Here is a 12,718-nt window from a genome sequence, read left to right as displayed (position 1 = left end):
CACGGGGGTCGGCCGCCCGTTCGTGGGTCCTGCGGCAGGAATGCGGACCTGATCGTCCGACCGGTCCGCAGACGCCATGGTCGGCGATGATGGGCGTGACGCCGACGCACGGAGGTAGGCCCATGCCCCTCGACTCCGCGATCCCGCCCCACCTGCGTGAGCCCCGTAACCGTGAGTCGTGCACCCCGGACGGATACCACCCGCCTTACCCGTCGTTCTCGGGGTGGACCGCACCGGACGTCGGGCAGGTGGTGATCGCGTTCCTCGGCGCGCAGGGTGCGGGGCGCGCCGACGATCTCGGCCCCGCCCTGAGAGGCGCGGACGGGCCCCGGCACCACGACCGGGCGGTCACCGCCGAGCGGGACGACCGCCCGGCGGAGACCGTCGTCGCCGCGTACTGGACCGACCCGCTCGCCTTCGAGCGCTGGTTCGACGCCCACCGGGAGGCGTGGCCGTCCCCGGCCGACGGTGGTCGATGGATCGAGGCGGTCCGGCCGTCGGTCCGTCGGCTGGAGACGATCGCGGGAGCGCGCAGCCGGCCCGAGGGTGTGGCCGTCGTCGCCGAGCGGTTCTCGGATCCGATCGTCGAGCACGGCTACTGGGGCAGCATGCGCGACCGGATGCCGGCATCGGCGACGGAGGCCCTGGACAACCCGTTCACCCCCTGGGCGACCGTCATGGACGACCGCGTCCGGGTGCGGGGACGGGGGAGCGTGTGCCTGATCCGGTCCGGCCAGGACTGGTCCGACACCGGCGACGACGAACGCAGGACCTACCTCCACGCGATCGCGCCGCGCCTGCACGAGGGCATGGACCATCTCGCAGGTCCCGGCGGTCCGGCCGCGGGCTGCCTGAGCAACCGCTTCCTCACCGTCGTCGACGACGACGGCGCCCCCGTCGAGCGCACCTACGGGCTGGGCTGGTGGCGCACGATGGCCGACCTGGAGCGATGGTCGTCGTCGCACCGCACCCACCTGGCGATCTTCGGTGCGTTCGGCCGTGCGGTCCGGGAGCAGGGCGGTCGGAGCGCTCTGCGGCTCTATCACGAGGTCGCCGTCGCGGCGCCGCACGAGCAGTGGTTCGAGTACGCCGACTGCGTCCCGGGGACCGGGTTGCTCGCCGGAGCCCCGGTCAGCTCTCGGTGACTGCGGCCAGCTCCCGGGCTGTCCGCTCCCGTACCCGGTGGGACAGCTCGGCGGCGAGGGCGTCGGCGTCGAGGCACTCCGGGCAGGGGTGCCACCGTCGCTCGCCCGAGGCGATCCGTTCGGCCACCGGGGCCAGTGGGAGCAGCTCTCCGGGGGCAGGGGTCCATGACCGTAGGCATCCGTCGTTGCTGCAGCGGAGGGTGGCGTCGGCGCTGTCCATCAGTCGTCCTCGATCACGGTGGGTCGGCTCGGTCGGACACCCGGGCCTGCACGTCGTCGTAGCCAGGTCGGGGGTCGCCCGCACTCGTCGGAGATCCGCTGCCAGCTCCAGCCCGCTGCCCGGCGGTCGGCGAGGTACGCGTCGAGATCGGCGAATCCGTGCGCATCGCAGATGCGGCGGGCCTGTTCGGCGGCCGCGGTCCGCACGGTGACGTGCGGGGTGAGTGCGACGCCGTGCCGTTCCATCGCGGCCGTGACGGCGTACCGGCTCATGCCGACCTCCTCGGCGATCGCCCGGACCGAGCGGTGCTCGACGAGGTGGCGTCGGCGGAGGAAGGCCCCGACGTCGTCGAACCCGTGAATGCGGCGGGCGAGCCCCGCGTCGTACCGCGGCGGACGCGGCCCGGAGACCATCTCGGCCACCTCGTGCGCGGTGTCCGGGTCGACCGTCGGCAGGTGCCGGCTGAACCAGTCCTTGTGCAGCCCGGCGGCCCGGCTCAGCCCGGCCAGGCTCCCGCCGTCGGCGAGATGGCCTCGCACGAGATCCCCGACGTCGGCGAACCCGGCGTCCTGGGCTGCGCGCTTCGCCACCGCACGCAGTCGGGCGACCGACGCCCGGCTTGCAGCCTCCTCACGTACCCCGGGCGGGATCGAGGCGAGGGTCAGCAGGGTCTTGCGTCGGCGCTGCTCGGGCTGGCGGCGTCCGCGAGCAGCGGAGGCCGCGAGCCGGGAGAGCTCCCCGGTTGCAGCCGATCGCTGCCCGATCTCGCACCCGGCCCGCACGGCGGCGTCGTCCCGGCGGCGTCGTTCCATGGCACGGGCCCGTCGCTCCCGGGTGGCCCGGCCTTCGAGCGGCTGACTCCGTTCCAGCCCGAAGGCGGCCCGGTAGCCGGCCCGGTCCCAGCCGTGTGCCCGCAGGTGGGCGCCCACCGAGCGGAACCAGTCGCCACACAGATGGCACCGGGCGTGCTCGCCGTCGATCCGCATGACGCCGATCGGGACGTGGAACACCGTCCCGTCGGCGAGCCGCCCGAGCGGGCGGGAGCTACGGACATCGCTGTCGAATGCGGCCTCCGACATCACACCCCCTGACTAGTCGCAGTGAGACTAGTCAGGGGTGGTGTGCCTGTCACGAGGTCGGGACGCCGCGTCTCACCAGACGCGGTAGGGGAGGAACTTCCCGTTCAGGGTGATCACGACGCGGTCGCCCTTCGGGTCGGCGACCCGTGCCATGGCGAGCTCGAAGTCGATGGCCGAGACGATCCCGTCGCCGAACTCCTCCCGGACCAGCTCGGACACGGTCGAGCCGTAGACCTGGACGACCTCGCCCAGCCGGTAGACCAGCGGGTCGCTCGGGTCGACGGCGGCCGTGCCCCGCTCGGGCGGCAGGGTCAGTGCCTCGAGCTCCAGCAGGTCTCCGGCCGCGGCGGCCTGCTCCGTGGTCAGTGTCTGCTGGCCCGGCAACGCCGAGGTCGACCACTCGGTGGAGCGGCCCAGCGCCGTCGCGATCGTGCCCCGGCGCAGCCCGAGGCGCTTCTTCGCCGCGAGTACGGATCGCCGGGCGTCGAGTCGGGTGGACACCGGATCAGCCCTTCGCGCTGTAGGAGTGGGCACCGGTACCGGCCAGTCGCCCGCCGTCGACGATGAGGTACTCGTCGCGGATGGGGGTGCCGGCGAAGAACGACTCCAGGATCTCCCGGGTGCCGTCGGCGTAGCGGGTCTGCGCGGACAGCGTCGAACCGGAGATGTGCGGGGTCATGCCGTGGTGCGGCATGGACCGCCAGGGGTGGTCGGCGGGGGCGGGCTGCGGGTACCAGACGTCCCCGGCGTACCCGGCGAGCTGCCCGCTTTCCAGTGCGCGGACGACCGCGTCCCGGTCGACGATGAGGCCCCGGGCGGTGTTGACCAGATAGGCGCCGCGCCGCATCGAGGCGAGCAGGTCGTCGTCGAACAGGTTGCGGGTCTCGTGGTGCAGCGGGGCGTTGATGGTGACGACGTCGCAGTGCGGCACCATCGACCGGGCGTCGGGGTGGTAGGTCAGGTTCAGCTCCTGCTCGACCTCGGCGGGGAGCCGGTGCCGGTCGGTGTAGTGCAGGCGCATGTCGAACGGCGCGAGCCGACGTAGCACGGCCAGGCCGATCCGGCCGGCGGCCACGGTGCCGACGTCCATCCCCTCGACGTCATAGGCGCGGGACACACAGTCGGCGATGTTCCAGCCGCCGTCGCGGACCCACTGGTGGGACGGAAGGTAGTTGCGCACCAGCGACAGGATCATCATCACCACGTGCTCGGCGACGCTGATGCTGTTGCAGTAGGTCACCTCGGCGACCGTCACGCCGTGCGCGATCGCCGCGTCCAGGTCGACGTGGTCCGAGCCGATCCCAGCGGTCAGAGCCAGCTTGAGGTTCGGGGCCTTCGCGATCCGCTCCGCGGTCAGGTAGGCGGGCCAGAACGGCTGGGAGATCACCACATCGGCCTCGGGGAGGAGCCGCTCGAACTCCGAGTCGGGGCCGTCCTTGTCCGAGGTGACGATCAGTGTGTGGCCGAGGCTCTCCAGGTATCCGCGAAGGCCCAGCTCGCCCGAGACGCTGCCGAGCAGAGCTCCCGGGGTGAAGTCCCTCGCCGACGGGGTCGGCACGGTCTGACCGTCGGGGTACTGGTCGAGATGAGGCAGCCCGTCGCGCGCGTAGTCGGTCGGGTAACCGTCGACCGGGTCGTCGTAGAGCACGCAGAGAACGGTGGCCATGACTCCTCCTCGAGTCCGAGTATGTTCTGTGTTCACGGTGGTACAGCGAGGAAGTAGCCGCAACAGCGTCGAAATGAGGCCTGGCGATGGGATGATCGACGATCTCGATCGCCGGTCGGGCGGCTAGGCTCGTGGAATGGCCGGCGATGTCCAGCTGCGGCAGCTCGAGTACCTCGTCGCGCTCGCCCGGGAGCGGCACTTCGGGCGGGCCGCGGAGTCGTGTCACGCCGGACAGTCGACGCTCTCGGCGGCGTTGCGGGCCCTGGAGCGTCAGCTCGGCGTGACGATCGTGCACCGCAGCCACCGCTTCCAGGGCTGCACGGCCGAGGGGGAGCGGGTCGTCGGGTGGGCGCACCGCATCCTCGCCGAACGCGACGCCCTGCGCGACGACCTGGCCCGCATGCGGGAAGGGCTGTCGGCAGTCGTCCGGATCGGCGCGATCCCGACCGCGGTACCGGCGACCGCCGCGCTCACCGCCGCCTGGACCGAAGCCCATCCGCGGGCCGGGGTCCGGGTCGAGGTCCTCTCCGCACGGGAGATCGATCGCAGGCTCGCCGAGTTCGAGCTCGACGCCGGGCTCACCTACCTCGCGCCGGGCGAGGACGGGGTCTCGGTGCTCCCGCTGTACCGCGAGCGCTACCTGTTGCTTGGGCCCGCGGACAGTTCGTTCGCCGACCGCGACAGCCTGGGGTGGGGCGATGTCTCCGGTGTCGAGCTGTGTGCGCTGACCACGGGGATGCAGAACCGCCGGCTCGTCGACGAGGCCGTTCGCGCTGCCGGGGGTGAGCCCCGGATCGTGGTGGAGACCGACACCGTGGCCGCCGTCTACGCCCACCTCGCGACGACCCGGTGGTCGGCGGTGATCGCCCACACCTGGCTGCGGGCCTTCGGGGATCCGGACGGGATGCGGGCGTTGCCCATCGAGGCCGCGGACCCGCGGCCGACCGTGGGTCTGCGGCTCGGTGACCATGGGCCGGCCTCGTACGTGGCGCGTGCGCTCCTCGACGCGGTAGCGGCCGCGGGTGTTGCCACCGAGCTCGACGGAGCCTGGGATGTCGCGCCCTCGGTGGATCGGCCGACGGTGCCGAGATGGGCAGGCCTCCGGGCCTCCGTGCGTGGCTTCCGTCCGCTGAGGCGTTGTTATCGTCGGCATCGAGCCGCACACGCGGAGAAGATTGTCCGTTACGCGGGCCCCGGCCGGGCGCGGAGGGGAAGTCGGCGATGGCTACGGAGGAGCACGCTCGGGTGGCGGCCCTGCAAGGTGCCGAGGCCAAGGCGTCCACGTTGTTCGACGAGGTGGTCGGGTGAGCAGCTGTATCACCACGTCCTGGGGCTGATCGCCGAAGCGGGGTGGGAACACCCGGAGACGCACGCCGGGCACCTCGTGGGCGAGTTCCCGCACGAGCGGATCGACGGTGAGGAGCGAGGTAGCTACATCACCGCAGGGAACAGCGCGCCGCTGCGTCGCGTGTCGCCGTCGGGGAAGATGTGTCACTGGATTCTGGAGATCCACATCGTCGACTCCGGGCGGGGGTTCGGGGGGTTCCACGACCAGCTCCTCGACATCTGACCTGCTCGATCGGGTCGACGAGCGGCATGGGCCTAGGATCGCGCGGCATGGTGCAGTACCGGGTCAACGCTGCTGCTCTAATGGTGGGTGTCGGTGAGGACGCTTTCCGCCGGTGGATCTCGAGGGGCGGCCTTCCGTCCGATCTCGACACGGGCGGCCGCATGGTGGTCGACGGGGCGGACCTCGCCATGTTCCTGCGCGACCACCCGGGTATCAGCCTCGACGACTCGAGGCCGGGGGACAGGTCGGCGCGCAACCACATGGTCGGGCTCGTGACATCGGTCGTCAGCGACCTGGTCATGGCCCAGGTGGAAATCCAGGCCGGCCCGCACCGTGTCGTGTCGGTGATGAGCAGCGAGGCCGCCCGCGAGCTCCACCTCGAACCGGGGTCGTTGGCCGTCGCTGTCATCAAGTCGACGGACGTCATCATCGAGACGCCCACCGGCGGATAGGGTCCCAGGGCAGCTCTGCTCGCAGGGGACGCCGAGCATGCACTGCCCGGGTACCGAACACCTGACCCGCTCCACACCAGGCGCCGACGTGGCTGAGGGGATCCGATCTCCCTACGGTCGGCCGACGCCGCGGCGGAGTCCGGGCGCACGAGCCCGGCCGGGTGACGGACGCCGATGTGTGGTGCGCCGTCGGCTGACGACGCACCACACCTCGTGGTCAGCCCGGGAAGTTCCCCGGCTTCTCCTCGAAGATAATCGTCTTGTTCTCCAGGTACGGCAGCAGGCCGTCGACGCCGCCCTCCCGGCCCGTCCCGGACTGCTTGAACCCGCCGAAGCCGATACCGAAGTCCGTCCGGAAGTTGTTGTGCCCGACCGTCCCCGCCCGCAGGCGGCCGGCCACCTCCCGCGCGCGGTCGGCGTCGTGGGTGAACACCGCGGCGTTCAGCCCGTAGATCGTGTCGTTGGCGATCCGGATCGCGTCCTCCTCGTCCTCGGCCGGGATCACCGACAGGACCGGACCGAAGATCTCCTCCTGGGCGATGGACCAGGAGTTGTCGACCCCGGCGAACACCGTCGGCTCGATGAACCAGCCCCGGTCGAGGCCCTGCGGGCGGCCCCCGCCGGTCACCAGGCGCGCACCCTCGGCCTTGCCCTGGGCGATGAAGCCCTCGACCCGGTCGCGCTGGCGCTCCATGGCCAGCGGGCCCATCTGGGTGTTCGCGTCGAACGGGTCGCCGACGCGGACCTGGGAGAACGTCCCGGCCAGGGCGTCGGCCATCTCGTCGTGCCGTCGTCGCGGTACGACGATGCGGGTCAGCGACGAGCAGACCTGGCCCGACAGGAAGCACTCGGCGCCGGACAGGCTCGCCGCGGCCTCGGCGAGGTCCATGTCGTCGAGGATGACCGCCGCGGACTTGCCACCGAGCTCGAGGGTGTAGCGGCCGATGCGCTCGCCCAGGATCGAGGCGATCCGGCGTCCCGCCGCGGTGGAGCCGGTGAAGGCGATCTTGTCGACCCGCGGGTCGCGGACCAGCGACTCGGAGACCTCGCGGTCGGCGGTGAGGACGTTGAGGACGCCGGCGGGCAGGCCGACCTTCTCCGCGATCTCGGCCATGATGTACGGCGCGCCCGGCGCCTCGGGCGAGGCCTTGAGCACCACCGTGCAGCCGGCGAGCAGTGCCGGTGCCAGCTTGTAGGCGATCAGCGTCATGGGCGCGTTCCACGGGATGATCGCGCCGACGACCCCGACCGGCTCGCGGGAGATCATCCCGTACCGGCCGCCCGCGGTCGGCGTCGCCGGCTCCTCGAACGCGAAGGTGTCGGCCAGGTCGGCGTAGAACGCGTACGCGTCCGGGACGCCGCCGATCATGGCCTGGGCCGCGCCCAGGACGATGCCGGACTCGCGCGGCCAGACCTCGACGACGTCGGCGGTGCGCTCCCGCACGGCCTCGCCGATGGCGCGCAGGAACTCCGCGCGCCGGGCATGACCCATCGTCGGCCAGGGGCCGTTGTCGAACGCGTCGCGGGCTGCCGTGACGGCCCGGTCGACGTCGGCGTCCTGGGCCTCCGGGACCTGGTAGTAGACCTGTTCGGTGGCGGGCTCGATCACCGAGATCGTGCTGGACGAGGACGGGGTGACCCACTCGCCGCCGATGAAGAACCTGTCGAGCGCCTTGAGCGGTGCCCGGGTGTCACTGGTGATGCTCATCGAGTGTCGGACCTCCATTGGTCGACGTCGCTCGTGGCAGGCGGCGGGGTCGCCCACGTGCCGCCCGGTGGCAGCTCCGAGAGTGACAGCCCGGTGACAACTTCGCTAGTGCGGCTCCGATGCACGATCTTCTCCGAGCATGCGGAATCGACTGGAGATCTCCTCAGCCCGCGGTGATGCTCTGCAAGGCTCCTGGGACCAGACCGACGGCTGGTGCAGCCGGTTTACCGAGTCGCCTCGACCCGGGCGGTGGAGCTGATGGGGAGGGTCCGGGAGCACTCGAACAGCCCCGAGTGATCAGCGGTGACCCATCATCCCGCCGGACGCATCTGATCGCGGGACCACGGCAGTCCAACGTCTGTCGATCTCGGTCAGGCGGACCTTGCGATCCAGACACTCTCCCAGCGCATCCTCGGTGAAGGCCTCGGCGAGAGGTCCCGAGCGAGTCACTCTGCCGTCACGCAGAAGAAGCGCGTGGGATGTCGTGCGGGGGATCTCTTCGACGTGATGAGTCACGAGCACCGTGGTCAAGGCCGGATTGATCCTGGGAAGCTCCTCCAGAGCTGCGACAAGATCCTCGCGGGCCGGCATGTCCAGGCCGGCGAATGGCTCGTCAAGGATGAGCAGCGCCGGATCGGCCATGAGGGCCCGCGCCAGTCGGACGCGAGCGCGCTCTCCCTGTGAACAGGCTCGGATGGATCGCTCACGCAGGTAGCCGCAACCCACGAACTCCAGCCAGCGGCGCGCGCCCCTGGACGTCATCGTCGTAGTAGCTCCACAGAGGAAGAACCGTCCCGGTGTGCCCCGTCAGCACGACGGTCTCGGCCGTGCACCTCTCTTCGTCCGGCAGTCGTTGTTTGGTCGTCACGAGGCCCACGTGCTTGCGGAGTGATCGGAGGTCGACCCGTCCCATCCGGTGTCCCAGTACGGTCGCGTGACCGCTGCTGGAGAAAGTGGTCCCGCTCGCTACCCGCATGATCGTTGTCTTCCCGGCCCCGTTTCGGCCGAAGACCACCCAGTGCTGCCCGTACTCGGCTCGCCAGTCGATGTCCTGCACGAGTGGCACCAGTCGGCGGCGGACCGTGACGCCGGCCAGCTCGATCGCCGGCCCGTCATACCGGGGGCCGATGTCGCCGGGCTTTCCCATCCGTCACTCCCTCGCGCCGTGGGCTGCCGTCGCCATGGACTCGGGGCGTCGCACGCCGAACTGGATGACTGCAATCGAGCCGACCCCGAGGAGCGCCGCGATGAGGAAGGCGGCGGGGAAGCCGAGCAGCACTGCGACCAACCCCGCGATCGGGCCGGCGACCATGATACCGAGGTCCCAGAACGAGATCATCACACCGACGCTCGTCCCTAGATTCATCGATTTCGCCCGGCGCACAGTCATCGACACTGTCGCCGGATACGTGAGTGCGACGCCCGCGCCGACGACGGCCACGCCCAGGACGGAGAGGTTCGAAGGTGGTAGCAACGCAAGAGCTACCAGACCGATGACCTCGCCGGCCACTGCGATCTGTCCGATCCGCGCTCCACCGAAACGGTCGACCATCGGGCTGCCGACGGCTCGAACGATCAAGAAAACAATTGCGAAGACGGCAAGTGCGTAACCGGCGGCCGCGACTTCGGCATCGCTCAGGAACAGCACGACCATTGCGGCGATGGTGCCGTACCCGAAGCTCGACAATCCGAACGCGATACCGGGGGCGACAGCTGCGTGAGGAACGAGCGTCCGGATGCCGAGGAGCTGACGGAGCGGACGAGTCTGCGTCACGGGCTCTCTGTCCTGCGCGAGGGTTGTCGACACCAGGACCGCGGACAGGAGGCCGAGTCCCGATACGAGTAGCCAGACTGTCGTGTAGCCGCCCGTCGGGACCGTCAATGAGGCCACGAGGGGGCCTATCGCCAGGCCACCCCACATCGAAAGGCCGAACCAGCCTGCGACGCGTCCACTTCGCTCCGGTGGGGTCCGTCGCAGCACCCAGGGTAGGGCGAGTTCAGGCGGTTGAAGCATCCATCTCGACGAGCTCGGCGAATATCTCGGAGGGCTTCCTCCAGTTGTGGATCTTAGAGAGTGTTTGAGAAGGTCATGTTGAGGGTGTGACTACGTACTTCTGCTGGCGTCGCGGGTTCGCCGCGGGCGATGCGGCGGGTGATGGTGTTGATCGCCGCCCAGCGGATCATGGCCTCGGACACTGCGGGGTGGCGTTCGTAGTCCCGGGCCAGGCGGCGGTGCGCGGTGAGCCAGGCCAGGGTCCGTTCGACCACCCAGCGCCGCGGGAGGACGGCGAATCCGCGCTGCTCAGGCGGCTTGCGGACGACCTCGACCGTCGTCTGCAGGATCGTAGTCGCCCAGTCGAGCAGGCGTCCGGCGAACCCGGCGTCGGCGTAGACGAACCGCACCCGGGTGCGCAGGTCCAGCTCGGACAGTACGGTCGCCGCGGCGGAGAGCTGCGTGTGCTTGGCCGGGACCGGGGTCTGGGCCAGCACGGCGCCGCTGGTCTGGTCGATCATCGAGACCAGGTGTGGCTGCCCGTCAGGGGTACGGGCGCCACGTACGGTCTTGCCGTCCGGCGCCCACACCCGCCGTTGCTCTCGACGCGGCCGACCGGTGTCGGTCGGGCGCTCGGCAAGCTGTGCGCTGGTCCAGGCGTGCAGAGCGGACTCCAGCGCGACGGGGTCGAGTTGCTGGAGCAGCCTGCGGATCGTGGACTCGTGGGGCACCACCAGTACGGCGTGCTGCGGGTCGATGCCGAGCCGGTCGGCGAGTTCGACCAGCAGGCCGACACCGACGTCCCGGGTGTGTTCGGCGATCGCGGTGGATGAGCGGGCACCGGCCAACACCGCGCACGGTCCCGGTGGCCGTGGGCACGGCTCCGCGACGCGGGCACGCGTCCCGGAGCGGATCACGCTATTATCCCTGACGTGTCATCAGATCATGACGCTTCGGGCGGCGGCGGCAAGGAAGCGGGCCTCGCCTTCGACGCGCTCGCCGATCCCGTCCGCCGGGAGATCTTGACGGTGCTCGCCGAGCAGGAGGAGTGCAGCGCCGGAGACCTCGCCGAGCGCATCACCTCCGTCGGGCGCACCGCGGTGTCCACCCACCTGCGGGTGCTGCGCGTCGCGGGGCTGGTCACCGAGCGACGCTCGGGCCGGTTCCGCTACTACGCGATCGATCCGCACGGCGCGGCGGCCGATGTGATCGCCCTGCTGCGGGCGTTGTTCCAGTCGACCCTCGACGAGGTGGGGGCGGCGGTGGAGGATCAGGGCATGACGTATCGGGCCGACGCGACCGGATGACCGGCGTGTCGTCACATCGGCGCTGACCGTGGGGTCGATCGCGCTCGCGGTCGAGAGGTTCGCCGCCGCGGCCCCGACGGTGGTCTTCGACCGGTTCGGCACCGAGGGCGCCGGCTGGCTGTTCGACGCGGTCTGCGACCGGGTCGCCGTCGGTGCCCCGGTCGCGCTGCGCGCACCGATCGCCGGCGGGCCCCCGGTAGACGTGCTGGGCCGGATCAGCGACCTGCGTGTCTCCCGGGCCATCACCATCACCCACGACCAGCCCTGGCGGGGCCGCATCCGGCTGCGGTTCGACGACGCGCCCGGTGGGACCCGTGTCCGGCTCGACGCCGAGATCGACCGCCGTGGGCTGGAGTGGCTGATGCGTCGCCGCGGCCATCCGCTGCCCGAGGGCCCCGCCGACGGACCGCGGATCGGGGTGATCACCAGCCGCTCCGGGTCGGGCAGCCTGTTCGCCTCGGCCGTGGGGAACGTGGCCGCGCTCGCCGTCGAGGAGATCGACGCCTCGGGCGGGATCGGGGGGCGGCCGCTGGAGCTGCTGGAGGCCGACGACGCCACCGACCCCGGCACCGGGGCCCTGGAGGCGATGCGGCTGGTCCGGGCCGGCTGCCGCACGATCTTCCTGATGACGACCTCGGCGACCTACCACGCCGTCTCGGCCGCCCTGTCCGGGCAGGACGTGCTGGTCGTGCACACCAACATGAACGAGGGCGGCGGGGAGTCCCGTCTGCGGATCCGGCTGGGGGAGCGGCCGGCCACCCAGCTCGCGACGGCGGCCCGTCCGGTCATGCGTGCGGCCGGCGGCCGGCGCTGGTTCCTCGCGGGCAACGACTACGTGTGGCCCCGGTCGGTCAACGCCGTCGCCCGCGAGATCCTCCCCGGCCAGGGGGCGGTGCTGGTCGGGGAGGGGTACGCCCCCCTCGGTGGCGGGGACGTCACCCCGCTCGTCGAGCGGATCGCCGCATCCGGTGCCGACGTCGTGCTGAGCACCTTCGTCGGCGCCGACGCCGCGGCCTTCGAGCGCCGGTGCCACGCGTTGGGGCTGCGGGACCGCACGGTGAGCCTGGGCCCCGCCATGGACGAGGCGACCCTCGAACGGATCGGGCCGGCCGCGGCCGAGGGGATCCACGGGGTGTCCGGCTACTTCCAGCACCTGCAGACCGAGCGCAACGGGACGCTCCTGGAGCGGTACCGGCTGCGGTTCGGTCGGTGGGCACCGCCGTTGTCGTCGCTGTCGGAGTCGATGTTCGAGGCGATCCACGTGTGGGCCGCGGCGGCCCGGCAGGTCCGCTCGACCGACCCGGTGGCCGTCGCCGACGAGATCCGGCGCGGCCGCTACGACCTGCCCCGCGGGACCCTGGACCTGCACGGCGAGCACCACGTCGACCAGCCGCTGTACCTGGCGGAGGCCCGCGGCACGACCTTCGGCTCGATGGACGACGGCCCCGCGCACCCCTGACCACGCCGTGTTGCCGGCGTGGGTCGCCGTGTTTCCGGATCTTGTCAATGTGTCTGCAAGCGTTGACACGATGAGGGGTCGGTCCTAGGTTTCTCGCATCCCCCGACGTGAGGAGCACC

The 12,718-nt window shown here is 71.2% G+C and carries 14 protein-coding genes and 1 pseudogene; 5 read left to right on the top strand and 10 right to left on the bottom strand.

Annotated features, from left to right (window positions below):
- Positions 1-122 precede the first annotated feature (122 nt).
- Positions 123-1,145, top strand: coding sequence for a phenylacetaldoxime dehydratase family protein (locus XF36_RS16285; RefSeq protein WP_060712647.1), 1,023 nt, complete (start codon positions 123-125; stop codon positions 1,143-1,145).
- Here XF36_RS16285 and XF36_RS32505 read toward each other — a convergent pair.
- The 4 genes from XF36_RS32505 to XF36_RS16265 form a co-directional block, all read right to left on the bottom strand.
- Positions 1,132-1,272, bottom strand: coding sequence for a hypothetical protein (locus XF36_RS32505; RefSeq protein WP_168169530.1), 141 nt, complete (start codon positions 1,270-1,272; stop codon positions 1,132-1,134). The genes XF36_RS16285 and XF36_RS32505 overlap by 14 nt on opposite strands.
- Positions 1,273-1,364: 92 nt before the next feature.
- Positions 1,365-2,444 (bottom strand): MucR family transcriptional regulator, encoded by a 1,080-nt coding sequence (locus tag XF36_RS16275; RefSeq protein WP_145981387.1) that lies wholly within the window; start codon positions 2,442-2,444, stop codon positions 1,365-1,367.
- A 72-nt stretch (positions 2,445-2,516) separates the two neighbouring features.
- Complete coding sequence (gene cynS, locus XF36_RS16270) at positions 2,517-2,945, bottom strand: cyanase (protein WP_060712644.1); 429 nt, start codon at positions 2,943-2,945, stop codon at positions 2,517-2,519.
- 4 nt (positions 2,946-2,949) lie between these two features.
- The gene (locus XF36_RS16265) at positions 2,950-4,110 is read right to left on the bottom strand and encodes an NAD-dependent formate dehydrogenase (protein WP_060712643.1); all 1,161 of its coding nucleotides are present in this window, start codon (positions 4,108-4,110) and stop codon (positions 2,950-2,952) included.
- A 136-nt stretch (positions 4,111-4,246) separates the two neighbouring features.
- Here XF36_RS16265 and XF36_RS34225 point away from each other — a divergent pair, with 136 nt between their 5' ends.
- Both XF36_RS34225 and XF36_RS16255 read left to right on the top strand, forming a co-directional pair.
- The gene (locus XF36_RS34225; protein WP_238588912.1) at positions 4,247-5,680 is read left to right on the top strand and encodes a LysR family transcriptional regulator; all 1,434 of its coding nucleotides are present in this window, start codon (positions 4,247-4,249) and stop codon (positions 5,678-5,680) included.
- 47 nt (positions 5,681-5,727) lie between these two features.
- Positions 5,728-6,132 (top strand): TOBE domain-containing protein, encoded by a 405-nt coding sequence (locus XF36_RS16255; protein ID WP_060712642.1) that lies wholly within the window; start codon positions 5,728-5,730, stop codon positions 6,130-6,132.
- Between the two features lie 217 nt (positions 6,133-6,349).
- Here the strand turns inward: XF36_RS16255 and XF36_RS16250 are convergent, their stop codons facing one another.
- From XF36_RS16250 to XF36_RS30520, 6 genes and pseudogenes are all read right to left on the bottom strand, one after another.
- On the bottom strand, positions 6,350-7,840 hold the full coding sequence (locus XF36_RS16250; protein ID WP_060714756.1) for an aldehyde dehydrogenase: 1,491 nt from the start codon (positions 7,838-7,840) through the stop codon (positions 6,350-6,352).
- A 297-nt stretch (positions 7,841-8,137) separates the two neighbouring features.
- Positions 8,138-8,482 (bottom strand): hypothetical protein, encoded by a 345-nt coding sequence (locus XF36_RS34220; protein ID WP_238588911.1) that lies wholly within the window; start codon positions 8,480-8,482, stop codon positions 8,138-8,140.
- An 18-nt stretch (positions 8,483-8,500) separates the two neighbouring features.
- Positions 8,501-8,566 (bottom strand): annotated as a pseudogene (locus XF36_RS34880) (hypothetical protein); the annotation flags it as partial.
- Positions 8,544-8,987, bottom strand: a complete 444-nt coding sequence (locus tag XF36_RS34215; RefSeq protein WP_238588910.1) for an ATP-binding cassette domain-containing protein — start codon at positions 8,985-8,987, stop codon at positions 8,544-8,546. The gene XF36_RS34215 and the pseudogene XF36_RS34880, both read right to left, overlap by 23 nt.
- A 3-nt stretch (positions 8,988-8,990) precedes the next feature.
- Entirely contained in the window at positions 8,991-9,494 is a 504-nt protein-coding gene (locus XF36_RS16240) for an MFS transporter (RefSeq protein WP_238588909.1), read from the bottom strand.
- 413 nt (positions 9,495-9,907) lie between these two features.
- A complete protein-coding gene (locus XF36_RS30520; RefSeq protein ID WP_168169528.1) occupies positions 9,908-10,684 on the bottom strand; it encodes a transposase in 777 nt (258 codons plus the stop codon).
- A gap of 81 nt (positions 10,685-10,765) precedes the next feature.
- On the opposite strand from XF36_RS30520, the gene XF36_RS16230 reads away from it, so the two are divergent.
- Positions 10,766-11,140 carry an ArsR/SmtB family transcription factor gene (locus XF36_RS16230; protein ID WP_060712640.1) on the top strand — a complete coding sequence of 125 codons (375 nt, stop codon included), beginning with the start codon at positions 10,766-10,768 and terminating at the stop codon, positions 11,138-11,140.
- Positions 11,141-11,168: 28 nt separating this feature from the next.
- The gene (locus tag XF36_RS16225; RefSeq protein WP_060712639.1) at positions 11,169-12,599 is read left to right on the top strand and encodes a substrate-binding protein; all 1,431 of its coding nucleotides are present in this window, start codon (positions 11,169-11,171) and stop codon (positions 12,597-12,599) included.
- Positions 12,600-12,718 lie beyond the last annotated feature (119 nt).

The organism is Pseudonocardia sp. HH130629-09 (assembly GCF_001294645.1).
Lineage (GTDB): Bacteria > Actinomycetota > Actinomycetes > Mycobacteriales > Pseudonocardiaceae > Pseudonocardia.
The sequence above is the reverse complement of the archived record's forward strand: the minus strand, read 5'-3'. Positions and strand labels throughout refer to the sequence as shown.

What these genes read in the sequence shown, in the direction of transcription:
- XF36_RS16285 (WP_060712647.1), top strand. Translation starts at nt 123, where the DNA reads ATGCCCCTCGACTCCGCGATCCCGCCCCACCTGCGTGAGCCCCGTAAC.
- XF36_RS16275 (WP_145981387.1), bottom strand. Translation starts at nt 2,444, where the DNA reads ATGTCGGAGGCCGCATTCGACAGCGATGTCCGTAGCTCCCGCCCGCTC.
- XF36_RS16265 (WP_060712643.1), bottom strand. Translation starts at nt 4,110, where the DNA reads ATGGCCACCGTTCTCTGCGTGCTCTACGACGACCCGGTCGACGGTTAC.
- XF36_RS34225 (WP_238588912.1), top strand. Translation starts at nt 4,247, where the DNA reads ATGGCCGGCGATGTCCAGCTGCGGCAGCTCGAGTACCTCGTCGCGCTC.
- XF36_RS16255 (WP_060712642.1), top strand. Translation starts at nt 5,728, where the DNA reads ATGGTGCAGTACCGGGTCAACGCTGCTGCTCTAATGGTGGGTGTCGGT.
- XF36_RS16250 (WP_060714756.1), bottom strand. Translation starts at nt 7,840, where the DNA reads ATGAGCATCACCAGTGACACCCGGGCACCGCTCAAGGCGCTCGACAGG.
- XF36_RS34220 (WP_238588911.1), bottom strand. Translation starts at nt 8,482, where the DNA reads ATGGCCGATCCGGCGCTGCTCATCCTTGACGAGCCATTCGCCGGCCTG.
- XF36_RS34215 (WP_238588910.1), bottom strand. Translation starts at nt 8,987, where the DNA reads ATGGGAAAGCCCGGCGACATCGGCCCCCGGTATGACGGGCCGGCGATC.
- XF36_RS16240 (WP_238588909.1), bottom strand. Translation starts at nt 9,494, where the DNA reads ATGGTCGTGCTGTTCCTGAGCGATGCCGAAGTCGCGGCCGCCGGTTAC.